18 protein-coding genes are annotated in these 21,359 nt (G+C 69.3%); 10 read left to right on the forward strand and 8 right to left on the reverse strand.

Features of this window, described 5'->3' with window-relative positions; translation table 11 throughout:
- Nucleotides 1-10: 10 nt before the first annotated feature.
- A complete protein-coding gene (locus ACFWQG_RS19490) occupies nt 11-904 on the reverse strand; it encodes a polyphosphate polymerase domain-containing protein (protein WP_378509296.1) in 894 nt (297 codons plus the stop codon).
- A gap of 512 nt (nt 905-1,416) precedes the next feature.
- Here ACFWQG_RS19490 and ACFWQG_RS19495 point away from each other — a divergent pair.
- The 4 genes from ACFWQG_RS19495 (at nt 1,417) to ACFWQG_RS19510 (ending at nt 4,709) form a co-directional block, all read left to right on the forward strand.
- Nucleotides 1,417-2,076: a TetR/AcrR family transcriptional regulator gene (locus ACFWQG_RS19495; RefSeq protein ID WP_378509297.1), complete on the forward strand. Its 660-nt coding sequence runs from the start codon at nt 1,417-1,419 to the stop codon at nt 2,074-2,076.
- Between the two features lie 101 nt (nt 2,077-2,177).
- The gene (locus ACFWQG_RS19500) at nt 2,178-3,041 is read left to right on the forward strand and encodes an SDR family oxidoreductase (protein WP_378509298.1); all 864 of its coding nucleotides are present in this window, start codon (nt 2,178-2,180) and stop codon (nt 3,039-3,041) included.
- Nucleotides 3,038-4,171, forward strand: a complete 1,134-nt coding sequence (locus ACFWQG_RS19505) for a hypothetical protein (RefSeq protein WP_378509299.1) — start codon at nt 3,038-3,040, stop codon at nt 4,169-4,171. The genes ACFWQG_RS19500 and ACFWQG_RS19505 overlap by 4 nt, the downstream gene beginning before the upstream one ends.
- 328 nt (nt 4,172-4,499) lie before the next feature.
- Nucleotides 4,500-4,709: a hypothetical protein gene (locus tag ACFWQG_RS19510; RefSeq protein WP_378509315.1), complete on the forward strand. Its 210-nt coding sequence runs from the start codon at nt 4,500-4,502 to the stop codon at nt 4,707-4,709.
- A 342-nt stretch (nt 4,710-5,051) separates the two neighbouring features.
- Here the strand turns inward: ACFWQG_RS19510 and ACFWQG_RS19515 are convergent, their stop codons facing one another.
- The 3 genes from ACFWQG_RS19515 to ACFWQG_RS19525 form a co-directional block, all read right to left on the reverse strand.
- Nucleotides 5,052-6,506 (reverse strand): glutamate synthase subunit beta, encoded by a 1,455-nt coding sequence (locus ACFWQG_RS19515; RefSeq protein WP_378509300.1) that lies wholly within the window; start codon nt 6,504-6,506, stop codon nt 5,052-5,054.
- Nucleotides 6,499-11,094, reverse strand: coding sequence for a glutamate synthase large subunit (gene gltB / locus ACFWQG_RS19520; protein ID WP_378509301.1), 4,596 nt, complete (start codon nt 11,092-11,094; stop codon nt 6,499-6,501). Before gltB ends, ACFWQG_RS19515 begins: the two co-directional genes overlap by 8 nt.
- Nucleotides 11,095-11,376: 282 nt before the next feature.
- Nucleotides 11,377-11,976, reverse strand: coding sequence for a TetR/AcrR family transcriptional regulator (locus ACFWQG_RS19525; protein ID WP_378509302.1), 600 nt, complete (start codon nt 11,974-11,976; stop codon nt 11,377-11,379).
- 95 nt (nt 11,977-12,071) lie between these two features.
- Here ACFWQG_RS19525 and ACFWQG_RS19530 point away from each other — a divergent pair, with 95 nt between their 5' ends.
- Entirely contained in the window at nt 12,072-13,100 is a 1,029-nt protein-coding gene (locus ACFWQG_RS19530; protein ID WP_378509303.1) for an FAD-dependent monooxygenase, read from the forward strand.
- Nucleotides 13,101-13,213: 113 nt separating this feature from the next.
- Here ACFWQG_RS19530 and ACFWQG_RS19535 read toward each other — a convergent pair whose 3' ends face one another.
- Nucleotides 13,214-14,110: an esterase/lipase family protein gene (locus tag ACFWQG_RS19535; protein WP_378509304.1), complete on the reverse strand. Its 897-nt coding sequence runs from the start codon at nt 14,108-14,110 to the stop codon at nt 13,214-13,216.
- Nucleotides 14,111-14,181: 71 nt separating this feature from the next.
- On the reverse strand, nt 14,182-15,501 hold the full coding sequence (locus ACFWQG_RS19540) for a ClC family H(+)/Cl(-) exchange transporter (RefSeq protein WP_378509305.1): 1,320 nt from the start codon (nt 15,499-15,501) through the stop codon (nt 14,182-14,184).
- A 131-nt stretch (nt 15,502-15,632) separates the two neighbouring features.
- Here ACFWQG_RS19540 and ACFWQG_RS19545 point away from each other — a divergent pair, with 131 nt between their 5' ends.
- Complete coding sequence (locus ACFWQG_RS19545) at nt 15,633-16,607, forward strand: NYN domain-containing protein (protein WP_378509306.1); 975 nt, start codon at nt 15,633-15,635, stop codon at nt 16,605-16,607.
- 213 nt (nt 16,608-16,820) lie between these two features.
- Here ACFWQG_RS19545 and ACFWQG_RS19550 read toward each other — a convergent pair whose 3' ends face one another.
- Nucleotides 16,821-17,609, reverse strand: coding sequence for an AraC family transcriptional regulator (locus ACFWQG_RS19550; protein WP_378509307.1), 789 nt, complete (start codon nt 17,607-17,609; stop codon nt 16,821-16,823).
- 67 nt (nt 17,610-17,676) lie between these two features.
- Here ACFWQG_RS19550 and ACFWQG_RS19555 point away from each other — a divergent pair, with 67 nt between their 5' ends.
- Nucleotides 17,677-19,032: an MFS transporter gene (locus ACFWQG_RS19555; protein WP_378509316.1), complete on the forward strand. Its 1,356-nt coding sequence runs from the start codon at nt 17,677-17,679 to the stop codon at nt 19,030-19,032.
- 145 nt (nt 19,033-19,177) lie between these two features.
- Here ACFWQG_RS19555 and ACFWQG_RS19560 read toward each other — a convergent pair whose 3' ends face one another.
- A complete protein-coding gene (locus tag ACFWQG_RS19560) occupies nt 19,178-19,504 on the reverse strand; it encodes a hypothetical protein (protein ID WP_378509308.1) in 327 nt (108 codons plus the stop codon).
- A 283-nt stretch (nt 19,505-19,787) separates the two neighbouring features.
- Here ACFWQG_RS19560 and ACFWQG_RS19565 point away from each other — a divergent pair, with 283 nt between their 5' ends.
- The 3 genes from ACFWQG_RS19565 (at nt 19,788) to ACFWQG_RS19575 (ending at nt 21,346) form a co-directional block, all read left to right on the forward strand.
- Nucleotides 19,788-20,240 (forward strand): hypothetical protein, encoded by a 453-nt coding sequence (locus ACFWQG_RS19565; RefSeq protein ID WP_378509309.1) that lies wholly within the window; start codon nt 19,788-19,790, stop codon nt 20,238-20,240.
- Nucleotides 20,241-20,361: 121 nt separating this feature from the next.
- Nucleotides 20,362-21,090 carry a CBS domain-containing protein gene (locus tag ACFWQG_RS19570; protein WP_378509310.1) on the forward strand — a complete coding sequence of 243 codons (729 nt, stop codon included), beginning with the start codon at nt 20,362-20,364 and terminating at the stop codon, nt 21,088-21,090.
- A 37-nt stretch (nt 21,091-21,127) separates the two neighbouring features.
- Nucleotides 21,128-21,346, forward strand: a complete 219-nt coding sequence (locus tag ACFWQG_RS19575) for a hypothetical protein (protein WP_378509311.1) — start codon at nt 21,128-21,130, stop codon at nt 21,344-21,346.
- Nucleotides 21,347-21,359 lie beyond the last annotated feature (13 nt).

Raw genomic sequence — 21,359 nt, forward strand, 5'->3', positions numbered from 1 at the left:
GCGCACTGGGTTACAGAGGAAGCGGATCGGCCCGCACCCGACGGTCGAACCCGTCCGGGAGCACCAGCTCCGGCGCACCGTGCCGCGATCGCGGCGCCATCCCGAAGGCCTCCACCGACTGGCAATACTTCGACACCCGGATCACCGACATGTTCAGGCGCGCGGTCAGATCCGTCGCCCAGTAGGGGACCCGCTCGTTCGCCTTGAGCTCGACGATCGCCAGCTTCGGCGGGATGATGTAGCGGTTCTCGGCACCGGAGGCGAAATGGAAGTCCCGATCCCGGCCGTGCACCTTATGATCGATCGTGACCCGCAGCCCGAGATCCGCCTCCCTGCCGACGAACGCCTCCCGCAGGTAGCCGGTGGTCACCGTCGGACGCAGATCAAGGTTCCCGATCAGCGTGGTCACCTCGTTCACGAACGGTCGCTGCGACGGATCACCGTCGATCTCCTCGCGGCCGTTCAGCCAGCGCTGAGCGAGCCCGTACGGCAACGCGATCCGGCGCTTCTGGGTCACCCGGTTGACCCGCTGCTTGATCTCGATCTGAACCGGGGTCTCGTCGGTGCACGCGGCAGGCGGGCCGTACAGCCGCAGCCGCAGCTTGCGCCGGAACTTCAGGCCCTCGATCTTCTCCCAGTAGAACCGCAGATCGGGGGTGTCGTAATACAGCGACGTCACCGGGTAGCCGCCGTGCGGCGAGTACGGGTCGGTGTCCATCCGCGCGGCGAGTTCGGCCCGCAGTTCGGGCACCTTCATCTCGTCGACGAAGTACTTGATCTCGTACCGGTTGAACGCGTGCAGCCTGCTCGCGGTCCGCTGGTAACCGGTGGGATCGGTGAGGACATCCTCCGTCCGGTGCCTGCCCTCCGCGGAGGGGGTGCGGAAACGGTCGAACAGTCCCATCGGATCGGCCTTCCTCGGTCTCGGTCGAACGTCGGACGACGTTCACCAACCGATCACACCGGCTTCACCTTGATGTTCGGTTGGATGCACCTGACAGTCGGCTGTCAGTGCGGGAATTGGAGGATCGCGGCATGGTCGACTCGTCGGTACTGCTCACCATCCATCGGCTCCGTCTGCATCGGGTGTTGTTCGTGACGGCGGTCGGGATCAGCGCCGAGCCGTATAGCCAGCGCACGGGGCGGTGGCGCCGCGCGTCGCGGATGCGCAGGAACTCCGCGGTCCGCCGCATCGTCTCCCGACTCTCGGGCAGCACCGTGTCCTACGCGAGTCGATCGGACCCCGGTCCCGGCTCCGACGTCAGTGGTCAACATCGTTCTGCAGGATCGGTCCGGTGTCAGTGGCCACGACTGGCTCCCTACCGCGCCGACGGGCTTGGACACTCTGACAATGACGGATTGGGTACTGGCACAGTAGGGCACGCAGCACACCACAGAAAGGGGCGAAGTCGACCAATGACACCTGCACGAGGGCGCGGAACCGGACGGCGCTACTCCGGCCTGGACGCCGAGGAGCGGGTGCGCGTCCGCCGAGCGGCGATCCTCGAGGCCGCCTTGGACCTGTTCGGCACGGTCGGATATCCGGCGACCTCGGTCAAGCAGATATGCGACACTGCCGGGCTCACCGAACGGTACTTCTACGAGTCGTTCCGGGACCGGAAGGCGGCGCTGGCCGGCGTGTATGGCCTGCTCGTCACCGAGGTGCGAGAGGCGACGCAGTCCGCGATCGGCACCGCGGACGGGGACCTCGAAGCCAGGATCCGTGCCGGGTTGACGGCCTTCGTCGGCTACCTGACCGACGATCCCCGCCGTGCCCGCGTGGTGTTGATCGAGGTCGTCGGCATCTCCCCCGAACTCGAGGAGGTCCGACACGCGGTGCTGCGCGGGTTCGGTGAGGTCATCTGCGCGGTGTGGTCGACGCAGTCCGGGTTCGACGCCACCACCGAGCCCGCCCGACTGACTGCGCTCTCCCTGTCCGGCGCGGTAAACAACCTGCTCGTCGACTGGATGATGACCGGGCAGCAGCAAGATCCGCGGGTCCTGATCGAGGTGTCCACAATGCTCTTCGTCTCCGCGCTGGCAGGCCTACGCACCCACCTGCACCAGGGGAAGTAGCAGAGACGGTTCCCTCGGCTCCAACACTGTGACATACTCTACAGTAGATTTGACATGTAGCCATGTCACATGGCGCGAAACTGTCACCGGAGAGGATCTCTATGCGCTCAACGAACCCACCGACATCGCGTGTGATCGCGGTGACCGGCGCCGCCCGCGGTATCGGCCTGTCCATCGCTCGCCAGCTCGCCGCCGAGGGGGCGCGGATCGCCATCGGCGACCTCGACGCGGACCAGGCCACCGCGGCCGCCGGGCAGCTGCCCGGCGAGGCGGCCGGATTCGCCCTCGACGTCACCAACGAGGACTCGTTCACCGACTTCCTCGACGCGGTGGAGGCGAAGTGGGGTCCGATCGACGTGCTCGTCAACAACGCCGGCGTGATGTGGGTCGGGCGTTTCGACGAGGAGACCGAGCAGGCCACCCGCCGCCAGCTCGAGGTGAACCTGCACGGCGTCATCCGCGGGGTGCGGCTGACCGCACCCCGGATGCGGGCCCGCGGCCGCGGCCAGATCGTGACCGTCGCCTCGGCCGCATCCCGGCTCTCCCCCGCCGGCGAGGCTACCTACGCCGCCACCAAGCACGGCGTGTTCGGGTATCTGAAGGGTGTCCGCACCGAGCTGCGCGGCAGCGGTGTCGACCTGTCCGTGGTGATGCCGACCGTGGTGGCCACCGAACTCGCGGCGGGCACCTCCTCCGGATCGGTCAAGATGCTCACCCCCGACGACGTCGCGAAGGCGGTGGCCGGTGTCATCGCCCGACCCCGCTTCGAGGTGTCCGTCCCGCGGTACGTCAGCCCGCTGGCCCGCGTGATCGACGCGCTGCCCGACCCGGTGCGGGTGATGCTGTGGGGCCTCATGGTGCCGAACCAGGTCACCACCCTCGACGGCGACCGCTCCGCGCGCGCGAAGTACGAGAGGGCCGCCCTCACCGAAACCACCACCGACGATCCAGGAGCCGCCCGATGACCACCGACATCAACGGCCAGGGCCCGCAGGGCCAGGCAACCGACATCGTGCGGCCCATCCCCGAATTCCAGGGCGTCCACGACATCTGGCCCCGCGGCGACCGGCTCGAGGCGGTGCGGGACGCGGCGGTCCGCTACCGAAAGCGGTTCCTCGCCCAGGGACAGGTCAAGGCGATCAAGAGCATCGACATCGCCGCGGCGCCGTACCCGGCCCGGTTCGCGTTCCAGGGCTACTCGATCAACGCGAACCCGATGATCTCGATCATCAACCGGATGTTCGTCATCCAGTTCGAGGGCTTCGACGGCAAGCGCAAGACGTTGGTCTGGGAGCCGACCGTCGCGGCGGGTTCCGCGGAGGCGCCGTTCTACCACACCCTGCAGAAGTTCTCCCAGAAGTTCTACGCGGAAAAGCTCTTCGTCAAATACTACAACGATCCCGACAAGGTGCTCCCCGGACTCGGGTTGACCAACGAGGACGTCGACTACATCAGCTTCGACCATCTGCACGTCCAGGACGTGCGGATGATCATGGGCTCCACCGAGCCCATCGAGGGTGAGACCGAGCCGCGGAAGCCGTTGTTCCCCAACGCGAAGCTGCTGGTCCATCGCCGCGAGCTGGGCACCTTCGAGTCTATGCACCCGATGCAGTGGGCCTGGTACGTGGACGGCGGCATGAAGGGCGTACCGCAGGACCGGCTCGAGATCTTCGAGGGCGACGTCGAACTCGGTGTCGGCGTCAGCCTGCTGTGGACCCCGGGCCACACCGACGGCAACCACTCCCTGGTGGTCAACACCCCGGACGGGGTGTGGGTCTCGTCGGAGAACGGCATGGCTGCCGACAGCTGGCAGCCGGAGCTGTCCAAGATCCCCGGCGTCAAGCAGCAGGCCAGGTTCTATGGTCGCGAGGTCGTGCTCAACGGCAACACCCTTGAGGACTCCCTGGACCAGTACGACTCGATGGTCAAGGAGAAGACGATGGCCTCGCCTTCGCCGCGTGACCCGCGGTGGCTGCAGATCATTCCGTCCTCGGAATGCGCGGCATGGAAGCGGCAGTGGCCCGTGGTGCCCACCCACAGTCACGGCGGGCTCGACTACGGCACCATCGTCGCCCCGGACCGCACCGCGAAGTAGCAGCGCGCTCGGCGAAAACACCGGGTGACGCGTGCCACGAAAAGCATTCCAGCAAAAGTGAACTCAGTTGGTCCGACGCATTTTCACCCTCGGGCGAGATGCCGGTCGCCCGTCCAACACAGCTTCAGGGATCGGGAAAAAGGCACGGAATCCAGCGAGATCGCGGGCATCACCACGCTCGTCGAGCCCGATCGAGAAGGAAAGCGGGGGCAGCTCCGGGTCGGAGACGCCATCGGAGTCGGGCTCGACGCCCTAGCCCGCACCTCGGCCGGAGTGGGGCGCGGACCGGTCACCGGTCCACGCCCCGCCCTGCGTTCCACGGGTTCGCCTGTCCGGCAACACCACCGCGAACGCCGACGTCGATACCACCCTCGGTGACCTGCCGCTGGTCGTGTTCTCCCCCGGCTACCTCGCACCCCAATTCGCGTACTCGGCGCTCACCGAGGACCTCGCGAGCCGCCGGGACGTCGTGGTCTCGATCGACCACACCGGCGAGGCGCTGGTCACGGTCGAACCGGACGGGACCGCCGTCGGCTAATTCGCTACTCGGCACCAGCCATTTCGGCTTCAGCGACCTGCAGGCCGTCGTGCCGCAGTGGGTGCCGGAGGTGCCGGGTACCGATGGCCCCGCCGGGCTGAGCGTGGGCTCGTCGCCGCGCAGTGAGGTCATCGCCGCGGCGCGGGACCTGGTCGGTGGGCACCTTCGACCGGTTCCTCATGGATTCTCCGGCGGCCGTGTTGGACGACCCCGGCGCCGTGCGCCCATTCGTCGTGCCGATGACGCCGACCTGACCTCGCACAACGCAACCCGCCGCCCCGGACCAGGTCCGGAGCGGCGGGTTGCCGAGATGATGCCGGGCGACGCTGACCGGCGGTCTTCCTACCGTTGCGGGGCAGCGGTGGGCTTGATCGGGGACGGCAGGAAGGTCTGCCCGCCCTCGAGGTAGGCGTCGACGGCGGCCGCACACGAACGGCCCTCCGCAATCGCCCACACGATCAGGGACTGTCCGCGGCCCATGTCACCGGCCACGAAGACGCCGTCGACATTGGTGGTCCACTCGTCGGAGCGGGCGACGTTGCCGCGGTCGGTCAGGTCGACGCCGAGATCGGTGAGCAGGCCCGGCTTCTCCGGTCCGACGAACCCCATCGCGAGCAACACCAGGTCGGCCTCGAGATCGAAGTCCGAGCCCTCCACCTTCTGGAAGCGGCCGTCGACCATCTGGACCTCGTGCGCCTTGAGCGCGGTGACCTTGCCGTTCTCGCCGACGAATTCCTCGGTGTTGACGGAGAAGACGCGCTCGCCGCCCTCCTCGTGCGCCGAGGACACCCGGTACATCAGCGGGTACGTCGGCCACGGGGTGGAGTCGGCACGCTCCTCCGGCGGGCGCGGCATGATCTCGAACTGGTGCACGATCTCCGCGCCCTGCCGCAGCGAGGTGCCGAGGCAGTCGGCGCCGGTGTCGCCGCCGCCGATGATGACGACCTTCTTGCCCTCCGCCGTGATGGTCGGCGCGTCGAGATCGCCGAACTGCACCCGGTTGGCGATCGGCAGGAACTCCATCGCCTGGTGGATGCCGTCCAGCTCCCGGCCGGGAATCGGCAGGTCGCGGGCCTCGGTGGCGCCGCCGGCCAGCACGACCGCGTCGTACTGCGCCCTGAGCTCCTCGGCGGTGATGTCGACACCGACATTGACGCCGGTGCGGAAGACGGTGCCCTCGGACTCCATCTGCACCAGGCGGCGGTCGATGTGCCGCTTCTCCATCTTGAACTCGGGGATGCCGTAGCGGAGCAGGCCACCGATGCGGTCGGCCCGCTCGTACACCGTCACCGTGTGCCCGGCGCGGGTCAGCTGCTGCGCGGCGGCCAGGCCAGCCGGGCCGGACCCGACGACCGCGACCTTCTTGCCGGTCAGGCTGGAGGTGCGGATCGGGTTGACCCAGCCCTCGTCGAAGGCGCGGTCGATGATCTCGACCTCGACCTGCTTGATGGTGACCGGGTCCTGGTTGATGCCGAGGACGCAGGACGCCTCGCACGGGGCCGGGCACAGCCGCCCGGTGAACTCCGGGAAGTTGTTCGTCGCGTGCAGCCGGTCGAACGCCTCCCGCCACTGATCCTTGTAGATCAGGTCGTTCCACTCGGGAATCAGGTTCCCGAGCGGGCAGCCGTTGTGGCAGAACGGGATACCGCAGTCCATGCAGCGGCTGGCCTGGGTGCGGAGGGTCTTCGAGTCGAAGTCCTCGTACACCTCCTTCCAGTCCATCAGCCGCAGCGGCACCGGCCGCCGGACCGGGGTCTCCCGGGAGGTGTGCTTGAGGAAGCCATTCGGATCAGCCACGAGCGGCCTCCATGATCGCCTCGTCCACGTTCTTTCCGTTCTTCTTCGCGGTGTCGATCGCCACGAGCACCTTCTTGTAGTCGCGGGGCATGACCTTCGCGAAGTGGTTGACCTGCTGTGACCAGTCCGCGAGGATGCGCGCGGCAACCTCCGACCCGGTCTCGTCCCGATGCTTCTCCACGGTGGCCTTGAGCCACGCGAAGTCGTCGTGCTCGAGGTCCTCGAGATCCACCAGTTCGGTGTTGAGGTTCGCCTCGAAGGACCGGTCGGCGTTGTAGACGAACGCGACGCCGCCGGACATGCCCGCACCGAAGTTGCGGCCGGTCGCGCCGAGGATGACGACCCGGCCGCCGGTCATGTACTCGCAGCCGTGGTCGCCGACGCCCTCGACGACGGTGGTGGCACCCGAGTTGCGGACCGCGAACCGTTCACCGGCAACGCCGCGGAAGTACGCCTCGCCGCCGGTGGCACCGAACAGCAGGACGTTGCCCGCGACGATGTTGTCCTCGGCGACGAATTCGCTCGGCGCCTGCAGCGACGGCCGCACCACGATGCGTCCACCCGAGAGGCCCTTGCCGACGAAGTCGTTGGCGTCGCCGTTCAGGCGCAGCGTCATGCCCTTCGGCACGAACGCGCCGAAGCTGTTGCCCGCCGAGCCGGTGAACGTGATGTCGATCGTGTTGTCCGGCAGTCCTTCCGCGCCGTACACCTTGGTCAGCTCGTGGCCGAGCATGGTGCCGACCGTCCGGTTGACGTTGGTGATCTTCGACTCGATCCGCACGGCAGCACCGGCGTCGAGTGCGGGCCGGGCCTGGGCGATCAGCTCCTGGTCCAGCGCCTTGTCCAGCGCGTGGTCCTGGGTTCCGGTGCAGTACAGGTCCTGGTCCGGGAACGCCGTTGTCGGCGCGGCGAGGATCGGTGAAAGGTCCAGCTTGGACGCCTTCCACACCTCCTGCGCCTTCGTGGTGTCGAGGACGTCGACCTGACCGACCGCCTCCTCGAGGGTGCGGAAGCCGAGCTCGGCGAGCAGCTCACGCACCTCCTCGGCGATGAACAGGAAGAAATTCTCCACGAACTCCGGCTTGCCGGTGAACCGGCTGCGCAGCAACGGGTTCTGGGTCGCGACACCGACGGGGCAGGTGTCGAGGTGGCACACGCGCATCATGATGCAGCCGGACACCACGAGCGGAGCGGTCGCGAAACCGAACTCCTCGCCGCCGAGCAGCGTCGCGATCATCACGTCCCGGCCGGTCTTCATCTGACCGTCGACCTGCACCACGATCCGGTCCCGAAGACCGTTGAGCAGCAACGTCTGCTGCGTCTCGGCGAGGCCGAGCTCCCACGGCGCACCCGCATGCTTGAGCGAGGTGAGCGGGGAGGCGCCGGTGCCGCCGTCGTGACCGGAGATGAGCACCACGTCGGCGTGCGCCTTGGAGACGCCAGCGGCGACGGTGCCGACACCGACCTCGGAAACCAGCTTCACGTGGATGCGGGCCGCCGGGTTGGCGTTCTTCAGGTCGTGGATCAGCTGCGCGAGATCCTCGATCGAGTAGATGTCGTGGTGCGGCGGCGGCGAGATCAGGCCGACGCCCGGCGTCGAGCCGCGCACCTCGGCGACCCACGGGTACACCTTGTGCGGCGGCAGCTGGCCGCCCTCACCGGGCTTGGCACCCTGCGCCATCTTGATCTGAATGTCGGTGCAGTTGGTCAGGTAGTGCGAGGTGACACCGAAGCGTCCGGACGCGACCTGCTTGATCGCGGACCGGCGCCAGTCACCGTTCTCCTCGACCTCGAAGCGCCGCGGATCCTCGCCGCCCTCACCGGAGTTCGAGCGTGCGCCGAGCCGGTTCATCGCGATCGCGAGGGTCTCGTGGGCCTCCGCGGAGATCGAGCCGTAGCTCATCGCACCGGTGGAGAACCGCTTGACGATCTCGCTCGCCGGCTCGACCTCGTCGATCGAGATCGGCTCGCGCAGACCGGACTTGAACGCAAACAGGCCACGCAGGGACGCCAGTCGCTCGGACTGGTCGTCGACCATCTTGGTGTACTCCTTGAAGATCGAGTACTGGCCGGTGCGGGTGGCGTGCTGCAGCTTGAAGACCGTGTCCGGGTTGAACAGGTGGTACTCGCCCTCACGGCGCCACTGGTATTCGCCGCCGACCTCGAGCTCGCGGTGCGCGCGCTCTTCCTTGCGGGGCAGGTAGGCGTGCTGGTGCCGCACCTTCACGTCGGCCGCGATCTCGTCGAGCCCAATACCGCCGAGCTGCGACCGCAGGCCGGTGAAGTACTCGTCGATGAGCTCCTGCGACAGGCCGATCACCTGGAACAGCTGCGCACCCGTGTACGAGGCGAGGGTGGAGATGCCCATCTTGGACATCACCTTGAGCACGCCCTTGCCCGCCGCCTTGATGTAGTTCGCGACACCCTGCTCGTAGGTGACGCCGGTGAGCTGGCCGCTCTCGATCATGTCCTCGATCGACTCGAAGGCCATGTACGGGTTGACCGCGGCGGCACCGAAGCCGACGAGCATCGCCATGTGGTGCACCTCGCGGGCGTCACCGGCCTCGACGACCAGGCCGACCTTCGTGCGGGACCGCTCCCGCACCAGGTGGTGGTGCACGGCCGCGGTCAGCAGCAGCGACGGGATCGGCGCGAACGTCTCGTTCGAGTTGCGGTCGGTGAGCACGATGATGCGGGCACCGCCCGCGATCGCCTCCGACACCTGGAACCGGATGCTGTCCAGCGCGGCGCGCAGGCCGGCGCCGCCGTCCGCGACCCGGTAGAGGCCGGGGATGACGACCGAGCGGAAGCCGGGGAACTCACCGTCGTCGTTGACATGGACCAGCTTCGCGAGGTCGTCGTTGTGCAGAATCGGCGAGGGCAGGAACAGCTGCTTGCAGGAGTCCGGTCCCGGGTTGAGCAGGTCGCCCTCGGGGCCGATGCTGCCGCCGATGCTGGTGACGACCTCTTCCCGGATCGCGTCCAGCGGCGGGTTGGTGACCTGCGCGAACAGCTGCTGGAAGTAGTCGAACAGCAGGCGCGAGCGGGCGGACAGCACCGCGATCGGGGTGTCGGTGCCCATCGAGCCGAGCGCCTCACCGCCGGTCTTCGCCATCGGCGCGAGGAGGATGTTCAGCTCCTCGGTGGTGTACCCGAACACCTGCTGACGGATCAGCACGCGCTCGTGGTTCATGTGGATGACCTCGCGCTCGGGCAGGTTCTCGGTGCGGACCATGCCCGCGTCGAGCCACTCCTGGTACGGCTGCGCGGCGGCGAGCTCGGACTTGATCTCGTCGTCGGAGACGATGCGGCCCTGCGCGGTGTCCACCAGGAACATCCGGCCCGGCTGCAGGCGGGTCTTGGTGACCACCTTCGCGGGATCGATGTCGAGGACGCCGACCTCGGACGCCATCACGACGAGACCGTCGTCGGTGACCCAGACCCGGCTCGGGCGCAGGCCGTTGCGGTCGAGGACGGCGCCGACGACGGTGCCGTCGGTGAAGCACACCGACGCCGGGCCGTCCCACGGCTCCATCAGCGCGGAGTGGTACTCGTAGAACGCCTTCCGCGCCGGATCCATGCTCTCGTGACGCTCCCAGGCCTCCGGGATCATCATCAGCACGGCGTGCGGCAGGCTGCGGCCGCCGAGGTGCAGCAGCTCAAGCACCTCGTCGAAGCGCGCGGTGTCGGAGGCGCCGGGGGTGCAGACCGGGAAGATCTTCTCCAGCTTGCCCGCACCGAACACGTCGGAGGTGATGAGCGCCTCGCGGGCCCGCATCCAGTTCTCGTTGCCGGTGACGGTGTTGATCTCGCCGTTGTGCGCGACGCGGCGGAACGGGTGCGCCAGCGGCCACGACGGGAAGGTGTTGGTGGAGAAGCGCGAGTGCACCAGGCCCAGCGCGGACTCCATGCGCTCGTCCTGCAGGTCCAGGTAGAAGCTCTTGAGCTGCGGGGTGGTCAGCATGCCCTTGTAGACGAAGGTCTGCCCGGACAGGCTGGGGAAGTACACCGACTCCTTGCCGGGGCCGTCCGCGCCTGCACCGCCGTCGCCGAGCTCGTGCTCGACGCGCTTGCGGACGACGTAGGCCCGGCGCTCGAGGTCCATGCCTGCCAGGCCGGTCCCGGCCAGGAACACCTGCCGGAAGGTGGGCATCGCGTCGCGGGCCATCGCGCCGAGCGACGACGCGTCGGTGGGGACCGCGCGCCAGCCGAGGACCGTCAGGCCCTCGTCCGCGGCGATCTTCTCGACGCCGGCTGCTGCCTCGTCGGCGGCGGCCTCGCCCTGCGGGAGGAAACCGATGCCGGTCGCGTAGGCGCCCTCGGCGGGCAGCTCGAAGTCGACGACCGCGCGCAGGAACGAGTCCGGGACCTGCAGCAGGATGCCCGCGCCGTCACCGCTGTTGGGCTCGGCGCCAGCGGCGCCGCGGTGCTCGAGGTTCACCAGCGCGGTGATGGCCTTGTCGACGATGTCGCGGCTGCGGCGACCGTGCATGTCGACGACGAACGCGACACCACACGCGTCGTGCTCGTTTGCGGGGTCATAGAGGCCCTGGGGTCCGTGAGACCGGTGGCCTGGAAATTGCTTCATACCTAGCCTTCGTGTGCGTGAAAGTGCACAGACGACCAGCAACGCTGATGGCCATCACGTGGCAAAACGAGCGCCGACACAGCGTCGGATCGGCGCGCCCACCCTGCGGTCGCGGCGGACGGATCCGGCGGGGGTTCCCGCCTCCGTCGGCTCGACCGGGTGGCCCTCTGGACTCTTGTGTGTCCAGCATGTTCCGAAAACGATAATTCACGAAACCCACATCGCGCCAACCAAGGGTAGCCTTTTCTGGCCGCGACCTGGGGTGATTCGTTGGACGCCCGGTCAGAAGCGGCCCGCGTCGGCGCCGAACACCGCGCCGAGAACGGTAACAATCCCCGCCCGCGGGTCGAACTGGTCCGCCGCCGCGGCGGGCTCGGCCGGGGTCGGCGGCGGGGTCAGCCGGTGCAGGATGACCCCGTCCAGGTAGTCGGTGAGGAGCACCGCGTTCCGGTGCGGATCGGCGGCCCCGAGCATTGCCAGCATCGTGCTCCCCCACGCCACCAGTTCGGCGCGGCCCGCACCGATCGGGGCGGCCAGCGTCGGGTCGGTCGCGGCGGCGGCGACCAGCACGAACCGCGCGGTGGTCCGCACCCGGTCCCGGCCGACGGCGAGCAGCACGTAGCCGGCCAGCCCGTCGGCGAGGTCGGTCAGCGTCGCGGGCAGCCGGGCGGCGCCGAGCGACGCCCAGTCTTCCCTGTCCCGCTCGACGAGCCGCGCGACCACGGCCGCGAGCAGCGCATTCCTGGTCCGGAAGTGGTTCGACGTGGATCCCTGCGGCAGGCCCGCCGCCGCGTCGACACCGCGATGCGTCAGCCCCTTCAGGCCGCGCGTGCCGAGGAGGGCGATCGCGGCGTCCAGCGCACGGTCCCGGTTGGCTGGCATGCCCGGAACACTACCGAGGTAGTCCCCGACCGCCGGCGCGGGCAAAGACTACCGACGTAGTGACGCGGCACTACGTCGGTAGTAGGGTGGCGGTCATGCGCGGAACCGTGACCATCGTCGGCGGCGGCATCGGCGGGCTGACCGCGGCCACGCACCTGATTCGGGCGGGGTGGGAGGTTCGGGTGCTGGAACGCTCCCCCGCGGTACCGGACACCGGCACCGCGCTGGGAATGTGGCCCGCGGCGCTGGATGCCCTCGACGCGGTCGGGCTCGGCGACCCGATCCGCGGGCGCGGCGTCGCGCTGCCGTCCGGCGCGATCCTGCGGCCCGACGGCAGCACGATCGCCCGGCTCGCCGTCCGCGGGTCGCCGGTCCTGGTGTCGCGGCCCGCCCTGCTCGGCGTGCTCGCCGCCGCCCTGCCCGACGGGGTGCTGCGGTTCGGCCGGACCGTCGACGCCGTCCCGGCCGGGGCCGACGTGGTGATCGGTGCGGACGGGATCGGCAGCGGCATCCGGGAGGCGATCGCCGGCCCGCGGTATCGGGCGCGGCCGCTCGGGATGACGGCGTGGCGCGGCTGGGTGCCCGGCGACACCGACGTCACCGCCGAGACCTGGGATGCCGGGGCCCTGTTCGGGATCACCCCGCGCGACGGCGGCCTCACCAACGTCTTCGCCGCGGCGCGCGTCAAACCTGGATTGCCGGACGGTGGAATTGCGTTCCTGCGCACCAGGTTCGGCGGCTGGCATGCCGAGGTTCGGGACGTCCTCGACCGTCTCGACGGGGCGGCCCTGCTGCATCACGACCTGTACGAGTCGCCTGCGCTGCCGTCGTACGTGCGCGGCAACGTCGCGTTGATCGGCGACGCCGCGCACGCGATGGCGCCGAACCTGGGTCGCGGCGCGTGCGAGGCGATCGTCGACGCGGCCACCCTCGCGCGTGCCCTGTCCGAGAGCCCCGACGTCGCGACCGCGTTGCGCCGCTACGACCGCGCGCGTCGATGGCGGACGCGGATGCTGGTGCGCGGCTCGCGGATGATGGGCCGGGTCGCGACCGCGGGCACGCTGATCCGACTGCGGGACGCGGCGCTCGGGGCGGCGACCGGAACCCGGCGGACGGTGTCCTGAGGGGAAAGGGCCCCGAAACGACTACTGACCGCAGCGATTCGAATCAGCTGCGGCCAGTGCTGTCGGTAACCATAGCGTGACCGGATCGTGATGTCGCCGCACTGTGGGCAGCGTCACTGCGCCAGCCGGCCGACGACCCAGCCGGCGGCCTGCGGGCTCGACCGCAGAGCGGAGTGATCGACCGCGGGGGCGCCGGGGAAGGCGTCCTCGAACAGGGTGTTCGTGACGCCGGGTTCGTCGATGAACGAACAGCTGGGGGCGGGGGTGGCGATCTCGTCGCGGGCGGTGGCGAGGATCGAGTAGGACACCCCGGCCTGGGTGACCGGCCCGGATTCGAACACCTCGCGGTGCACCCGGGAGCCGGGCGCCAACTGGAGCGCGACCGCGAGGTCCGGCGACAGGTGCCCGAGCAGCGGCGGCAGGAACGGCAGCGCCCGCAGCACCTGGACCGGCGTGACCGCCGGGTTGCGGATCCCGTACGCGGCAAGGAAACCCGCGCCGTCGCAGGACCGGCCCTCCGGTGCCAGGAACACGGCGTGGGTCACGGCGGGCGCCCCGCCGAGAACCTTCAGGTAGTAGTTCGAGACGACGCTGCCCGCGGAGTGGGCGACGAGGTCGACGGTGTCCGCGCCGGTGTGTTCGCGCACCGCGGCCACGAACGACGCGAGCTGCGCGGCCGCGTCCGGGATGTTCCCGGCCCACCGCGTGCCGTCGACGACGCCGCCCTGAAACACCAGCGTGCAGGCGCCGGCGTCGCGGAGCGCGGAGGTGACGGTGGCCCACTGGTCGGCGGTCTGGGCGGTGGTGCCGTCCGCGCCGGGCAGCACGATCACCGGCCGGGGACGTGCCGCGGTGGACGCGCAGTCGATCGGCGGCACCACCGCCTCGCCTGCGGGCAGCGCCACCGGATCGAGCGACCCCGATCCGGGGGCCGCCTGCGCGATCGCACCGGTGCCCACCGCGACCCCGATCGCCAGCAGCGCCGACGCCAGCACCCGCACACCACCCATGACCGGTCCTCCCACCCTCATCCCCTGCGCGACGCGTCGACGGTAGCCCGGACGGCGCACGATCGCGCGGATCACGGCGCCCCGGGCCGCATTCCGCGGATCATCCGGTCCCGGAGGCTGTCGTAGATCGGCGCGGCTCCGGCGAGCTGCGCGACGAGCACCGCCATCGCCGTCGCGGCCGCCATCGGGACGGTGAGCTCCGCGGTCGCGGTCATCTCGATCACCAGCACGATGCCCGTCAACGGTGCGCGGACCGTCGCACCGAAGAACGCCGCCATCCCGACGACCGCCATCGGCACCGTGAGCGCCGCGAGGTCGGCGGGCAGGACGGCGTCCGCGAGCCGGGTGTAGAGCACACCCCACAGGGCGCCGACGGCGAGCAGCGGCGCGAACAGGCCGCCGGGCGTCCCCGCGGCGTAGGAGAGGGGCCCGGCAACAAACCGGACCAGCAGCAGCGTGAGCACCGTCGGCAGCAGCAGCGTCCCCCCGCCGACGATCTCCTGGGTCAGGGTGTCGCCGCCGCCCGCGGCCCGCGGGTCGGCGATCAGCAGGCAACCGATCAGGGCGCCGATCACCGCCGCCCGCACCGCTGGCGGAACCCGGCCCGCTGCCGCGGCGAGGTCGAGGAAGCCGATCACGAGCCGGTTGTATGCGACGCCGAGCAGGCCGGTCAGCAGGCCGAACACCGCGAACATGGGCAGCCACGCGATCGCGGGGGCGGCGCCGGGCCGGACGTCGAAGTCGGGGTGGTCGCCGAGCACCAGCCGGGAGCAGGCGACCGCGACGGCGACCGCGAGCAGGGTGGGGACGACGATCCGCAACCGGAACGTGTGGGTGACCTCCTCGAACGCGAACAGCGCCCCGCCGACCGGGGCGTTGAACGCGACCGCGAGCCCGGCGCCTGCGATGGCGGACTGGGTGAGCCGGACATCGTCGGCGCCAAGGCGGGCGCGGCGTCCCGCCTCGGCGCCGATCGCGGCACCCATGTGGACGGTCGGGCCCTCCCTGCCGAGGACGAGACCGCCGCCGATCGCGAGCAGTCCCCCGACGAACTTCGCGGGCACCAGCGGCAGCGTCGGCGGCGCGGACTCGCCGCGGGCGGTGGCCTCGACGTGCTGGATGCCGCTGCCCGCCGCGAGCGGCATCCGCTGCGCGATCACGGCGGCGGACGCGGCGCCGACGGCGGTGACCGCGACGGGCACCAGCCACGCCGGGCCCGGTGCCCGATCCGCCCAGTCCAGGAGGTCGAGCCGCCACCGGTCGGCGAGCCGCAGGCACCACCGGAAGGCGCCGCCGACGAAACCGATCGCGACGCCAGCGCCGAGCGCCACCGCACACAACAGCACCAGCCCGCGGGTGGGGTCGTCGGAACCTGCCGGTGTGTGCGCCATGTCGGCTTCCATGGAGGTGCACGGTGGTCCCGCCCAGTATCGCCGACTTGGGGCGCCCGCACCGGGGTCCGGGACACGACGGCGGGACGCAATCGCCGGAAACGGCAGGGGCGGTGGGCGATAGTGGGTGCATGCGGTCGACCTGTTCCCTGTACATCGATGCCGGCTACCTCCTCGCGTCCGCGGCGACGCGGATCACCGGGACGTCGCTGCGCAGCGGGATCCACGTCGAGTACGCCCCGCTGATCAGTTCCCTGGTCGACGCCGCGGAGGCGCGGTCGGGTCTGCCGGTGCTGCGCGTGCACTGGTACGACTCGGCCCGCGACGGCATCCCCGACTGTCAGCAGGAGCGGATCGGCGAGCTCCCGAAGGTGAAGCTTCGGCTCGGCCGGTTCGGGTACACCGGCGAGCAGAAGGGCGTCGACATCCGGATCGGCCTCGACCTGGTGGCGCACGCCCGCAACGGCGCATCCGATGTGTTCTTCCTCGTTTCCGGCGACGACGACCTCACCGAGGCCGTCGAGGAGGCGCAGGTGCACGGCGTCCAGGTGGTGCTGCTCGCCGTCCCCACCGTCGGCGGCAAGCCGCACGGGGTGAGCAGGCACCTGATCCGGGCCGCCGACGAACTCGACAGCATCGACGGGGCCGCGGTCGACGCCGCGGTAATGAAGGTGGACCGGCAACCCGTGCTGGCGCCGGCCCCGGTGCCCGCGCCGCGCACCCCCGCGGTGGCGGCGGCCCGGCCGACCGCCCGCACCCCCCTCGACGTGGCGACCGCGGCGCACCCCCCTGCCGCGCCGCGGCCGTCGAGCGTGCTCGCCTACAGCGTCTCGACCGGATCCCCCGCACAGGCGCAGCGCGGCTACGAGGACGTCGACCGCGACGACCTGATCGACGAGGTGGTGCTGCGCGTCCTCACCTCGTTCCGGGAGAGCGCCACCCCCGCGGGCCTGCAGGAGCTGCAGAACGCGAAGCCGTCGATCCCCCGCGACATCGACCGCGCGCTGCTGCTCGATGCCTCCGACGTGATGCAGCGGTACGACCTGGACGAGCGGATCCGGTACCGGCTGCGGGCGCGGTTCTGGGAGAAGTACGACGAGAGCTGAACTGCCGTGGGCCGCAGTGCTGTTCGGCGATTCGCCGCAGGCCTACCGATTCGGCGCTGGCTGCACTACCCCTGTGCACAAGCCTTTTCCGGCGTGCACAGGGGCAGTGCGCGTCGAATAGCCCTGCGTGTGCCGCAGAAGGTCTGTGGACTGCCGCACGATCGGATGACGGTCCCGCCGACCGGACGTTCTCGACGGGACCGCGTCCCCCGCTCACGCGTCGTGACTGCTGTCCCTGGTGAACCTGACGCGGTGGACCTCCTCGTCGGGTCCGGTGAGCAGGTACCGCCGGGGCGTGGTGCCGACCGTGCGCCGGAACGCCGCCAGGAACGCACTCGCGGTGGCGTACCCCACGGCGTGCGCCACGCGCGACACCGGCTGCCCCTCCGCCAGCAGCGGCAGGGCCGCGCGCAGCCGGACCCGGGTGCGCCACCGATCGAAGCTCATCCCGGTGTCGCGGCTGAACTGCCGCGTCAAGGTCCGCCTGCTCACCCCGACGACGCGCGCGTGGGCCTCCAGGCCACGCGGGTCGGCCGGATCCGCGAGCAGGGCGTCCGCCACGATCCGGACGCGCTCGTCGGTGGGCTGCGGCACCTCGATGGGACGGGTCGGCAGCGGGTGCAGCAGGTCGGGCACCACCGCCTCGGCGCGCAACCGCGCCTCGTCGGGCAGGTCGTCCCGGGCCAGGTACGCCGCCAGTTCGGCCAGCAGGCCGTCGATGCCGACCACCGTGGGCTCGGTCCAGTCCAGCGGGCACTGCTCGGGGGCCAGATACAGGCTGCACAGCACCGCGTCGCGGGTGGCACCCGTCGTGTGGGAGATGCCGGCGGGTATCCACAGCGCCCTGGTCGGCGGCAGAACCCAGTACAGCTCGCCGACCCCGACGCTCAGGACTCCCCGGCGGGTCCAGGCGATCTGGTGGTGGGTGTGACGGTGCTCGGGGATCCACTCCCCCGAGGCCAGCGGGAAGTGACCCACGACGATCGCGCCGATGTCCTCCATGCGACATAGTGTGGCCTCCGTGCGGATTGTGGCCAACTGTGGCGGGTCATAGCGTCGTCTGGTGCCGATGATTCTGCTGTGTCTCGTCCAGTTCATGCTCGTGCTCGATGACACCGTCGTGAATGTGGCCCTGCCCAGCATCCGAGATGAGCTGGGATTCAGCCCATCCGGCTTGCCCTGGGTCGTCAACGCCTACTTCCTCGCGTTCGGTGGGCTGCTGCTGCTGTGTGGCCGGATGGCGGATCTGCTGGGCCGCCGGCGCGTCTTCCTGATGGGCGTTGCGCTGTTCGGGGTGGCCAGCCTGGCGTGCGCGATCGCGCAGGAGCCGTGGCAGCTGGTGGTCGGGCGATTCGTGCAGGGGGCGGGGGCGGCGATGGCCAGCCCGGCGGCGATGTCGATGATCACGTTGCTCCATCCGGGGCGGGAGGAGCGCGCCAGAGCGCTCGGCATCTGGGGTGGCATCGCGGCACTGGGCGGCACCTCGGGGCTGGTGCTGTCCGGGGCGCTGACGGAACTGGTCTCCTGGCGTGGCATCTTCCTGATCAACCTGCCGATCGTCGCGCTTGCCCTTGCGCTGCTCCCGCGGCTGCTCCCCGAGTCCCGCGCCCCGGGCCAGCGCCACCTCGACGTTCCCGGCGCGGTGCTGGTGACCGGTGCCGCCGTGTCGCTGGTGTACGGACTGCTGCGGGCCGGCGAGACTGGCTGGAGCGATCCGATCGTCGTCGGTGCCGTCGGGCTGTCCGCCGCCCTGGCCGGGGCGTTCCTGACGGCGGAGTGGCGATCGACGGCGCCGCTGGTGCCGATGTCGTTCCTCGCCTCGCGCACGCGCGCCATCGCCAACGTTGCGACCCTGCTGTTCTCGATGGCGATGTATGCGATGGCGTTCCTGTTGATGATCCAGATCCAGACCGTGCTGACGTACAGCCCGCTGCTGGCCGGCATCGCCTACCTGCCCTACGGCGCGGGCATTCTGGCGGGGATGTGGCTGTCCTCCCGCGTCTCCGTCAGGATCGGCACCCGCTGGGCTCTGCTCCTGGCCTTCCTGATCAACATCGTCGGACTGCTGCTGCTGTCCGGTCTTGCCGCTGGCGATTCCTACGTCACCCATGTGCTGCCCGGAATGCTGGTGCTGAGCGTGGGCAACGGGCTGAGCCTGCCGGTCCTGGCCGTGACCGCGGTCGACGGCACCACCGACAAGGACGCCGGGCTCGGCTCGGCGCTGTTCACATCCGTCCAACAGATCGGCGGCGCCATCGGCGTAGCCGCACTGGCCATCCTGGGCTACTCGGGTGGACTCACCGCGGGCGCGGTCTGCGTGGCGCTCGGCGCGGTGCTCATCGTCATCGCGCTGCCGCGGGCCTCGCGTACCTCGAGCGGGGCCTGGTCGACGAACCGGTCGCAGTCGGGCATCGTGAGCACCTAGTGGCATTCGGCCAGCGTGAGCTTCCACGGACTTCCCCGACCGACCAGAATTCGTGAACCGCCCACCAGGAGCAGTTCCACGAACTGCACAGAACGAGGCCACGAACTCGAAAGAGGTCGTGGCCTCGTTTCTTTGCTGTCATAGTTCAGGTTTGCGCGGCGGACGGCACGCTGCGGCCTTCGGCGCCACGCCCGGCAGACGGCCGTGCGCGGTGGTCCGCGCCCTCGGAGAGAGATTCCAAGAGCGCGTGTGCTCTTCCCATGATGTCGCGGGCAGCCTCAGCCGTCGCGAGGCGCTTGGTGGTCCGATCGAGTTCACGCTTGAGCCGGGCGATCTCGGCCTGTCCGGCGGTCAACTTGCCGACCGCCGCCTCCGCCGGGGTGAACGCACGCCGCCGGGGTCCGTCGGCACGAGAATGCGAGGAGTCCATGCGGGCATTGTCCCCGGCCACGGCCAGGCTGGAAATCGTCATCGAAGTGTTGATCCGTATGTCGCCCTGCAGGCGGGGTTGCTGTGAACCATTGGACTCAACTCACCCTGGCACGAAGGGCCCGAACCCTTACACATCAGTGTTACGAAGTCGACCGCCGCCGCGATGAGCTTGGTGAAGCACCTGTGCACCCTCAGGACATTCCCACATGTCACTGGGGACTACCCCTGGGGCAGTCCCCCGGGCCGTATGGAGGCGAGATCAAGTGAATTCTCAGGGATCCGATCAGAGTCGCTCGACTCGCCTCCAAGATGCGGTTGCCCGCGTGGACGACGAACTCAATGCTGCACTCGATCTTCCGCAGCAGATCGAGCCCGGCGAGTTCGCATTCACTTTCATGGTCGACGCCGGCGACGGACCGAGCGCTCAGGACATCACATTCACCTGGGACGGTTCATCGTCCGCCACCTGGAGGCAGGACATCTCTGAACATGGAGGTGACCTGTCCCCAGCTTCAAGCTCCCCAGCATACGGCTGGATTTCCTGGTACAACGGCACAGGACTGCTCGTCGCCTACGGATGGCCGGATCTAAACGTCGATGGCTGGGCTCATCTCCCCGGAGCTGCTCCGGGTACAGCTTCCGCTGAGGTACGAACCGCTTCGGATTCCGAAGATGCCCTTCTCAAACCCTGGACCTGGGTTCTGTTAGCGCGGGCAATCGTCCATGTGCTCCACGGCAACTACCCACCGGGCGCGACCGGCGATTCGTACGGGTAACACCGGGAAGGACCCGAGCGCCGACAGCGCCTCGGAGCTTCCGAGGCTCGTCGGTGGGCATCAGAACTCTTGCCAATGTGTCGTGAAATCTCGAGTGCAACCTCACCACCAAGGAGTCCTCATGGACGAAGTGAGCCGTGCCACCCGCTTCCTCTCAGCATTCGCGGAGATCGAGAAGCACTTCCGGGCACGCTTCGACAAGGGTGACAATCGCCTGAGCTTCATTCGGATGGCGGAACTCTACGCACTGGGCAATCGCGCTCAGCGCGACCTGCCTGCATTGCGCACCTTCGCCGACCTACGAAACGCACTGGCACATCAGGATTACTACGAGGGCAAGCCCGTCGCTGAACCCGTCTCGGACGTGGTCAACGAGATCGAACGCCTCCGCGACAGGATCATCCGGCCTCCGGCGGTCCTGAATGTCCTTGAGCGTCGTGAGATCAAGCTGTTTCGACCCGAGGACAAGCTCCGAGATGTTCTCGAAGTGATTCGCCAGCACGACTACTCGCAGTTCCCGGTCTACCACGAAGACGCCTACGCTGGCCTGCTCACCACGAACTGCATTGCACGGTGGCTCGCCCACCGCCTGGCGACCGATGAACTGGTCGAGGAGGAAACTGTCGGTAATGCGATGGAGTTCCACGAACCGCAGGATCACGCAATCCACCTCGGCCGCGATGCCACTGTTCCCCAAGCCCTGAAGAAGCTTGCCCCGGCGACCGGCAACGGACAGTCGCCAGCTGCGTTGATAATCACTCACAGCGGCATCGCACAGGAGAAACCACTCGCAATAGTTGTCGCGGGCGATATTCCATCGATGGTCGCGTCCCTGGACGTCAGGTCCTGAGGTCGCTCACCCCACCAAGGCGTCAATTGGAGGATCCGTGAAACCCGGAGAGGTCAGACTGGGCCAGGGAGTCTGGTGGGCCGACAGTTACTGGCGCGTGATGGGTGTATACGCCGACGGCAAGCTATTGCGACTGACCAGACCCACCACCGATGCGAACGGAAACACCACATTCAACGAGAACGTCTTCAACGACGTGCCCGTCGAGTTCGTCTCGGCGCCTGAATCCAATCCCCCCATGAAATCTACCGAATGACCATGTGGTCACG

This window comes from Rhodococcus sp. NPDC058532 (assembly GCF_042719255.1).
GTDB lineage: Bacteria > Actinomycetota > Actinomycetes > Mycobacteriales > Mycobacteriaceae > Rhodococcus_G.

What these genes read in the sequence shown, in the direction of transcription:
- ACFWQG_RS19490 (WP_378509296.1), bottom strand. Translation starts at nt 904, where the DNA reads ATGGGACTGTTCGACCGTTTCCGCACCCCCTCCGCGGAGGGCAGGCAC.
- ACFWQG_RS19495 (WP_378509297.1), top strand. Translation starts at nt 1,417, where the DNA reads ATGACACCTGCACGAGGGCGCGGAACCGGACGGCGCTACTCCGGCCTG.
- ACFWQG_RS19500 (WP_378509298.1), top strand. Translation starts at nt 2,178, where the DNA reads ATGCGCTCAACGAACCCACCGACATCGCGTGTGATCGCGGTGACCGGC.
- ACFWQG_RS19505 (WP_378509299.1), top strand. Translation starts at nt 3,038, where the DNA reads ATGACCACCGACATCAACGGCCAGGGCCCGCAGGGCCAGGCAACCGAC.
- gltB (WP_378509301.1), bottom strand. Translation starts at nt 11,094, where the DNA reads ATGAAGCAATTTCCAGGCCACCGGTCTCACGGACCCCAGGGCCTCTAT.
- ACFWQG_RS19525 (WP_378509302.1), bottom strand. Translation starts at nt 11,976, where the DNA reads ATGCCAGCCAACCGGGACCGTGCGCTGGACGCCGCGATCGCCCTCCTC.
- ACFWQG_RS19530 (WP_378509303.1), top strand. Translation starts at nt 12,072, where the DNA reads ATGCGCGGAACCGTGACCATCGTCGGCGGCGGCATCGGCGGGCTGACC.
- ACFWQG_RS19535 (WP_378509304.1), bottom strand. Translation starts at nt 14,110, where the DNA reads ATGGGTGGTGTGCGGGTGCTGGCGTCGGCGCTGCTGGCGATCGGGGTC.
- ACFWQG_RS19540 (WP_378509305.1), bottom strand. Translation starts at nt 15,501, where the DNA reads ATGGCGCACACACCGGCAGGTTCCGACGACCCCACCCGCGGGCTGGTG.
- ACFWQG_RS19545 (WP_378509306.1), top strand. Translation starts at nt 15,633, where the DNA reads ATGCGGTCGACCTGTTCCCTGTACATCGATGCCGGCTACCTCCTCGCG.
- ACFWQG_RS19550 (WP_378509307.1), bottom strand. Translation starts at nt 17,609, where the DNA reads ATGGAGGACATCGGCGCGATCGTCGTGGGTCACTTCCCGCTGGCCTCG.
- ACFWQG_RS19555 (WP_378509316.1), top strand. Translation starts at nt 17,677, where the DNA reads ATGATTCTGCTGTGTCTCGTCCAGTTCATGCTCGTGCTCGATGACACC.
- ACFWQG_RS19560 (WP_378509308.1), bottom strand. Translation starts at nt 19,504, where the DNA reads ATGACGATTTCCAGCCTGGCCGTGGCCGGGGACAATGCCCGCATGGAC.
- ACFWQG_RS19570 (WP_378509310.1), top strand. Translation starts at nt 20,362, where the DNA reads ATGGACGAAGTGAGCCGTGCCACCCGCTTCCTCTCAGCATTCGCGGAG.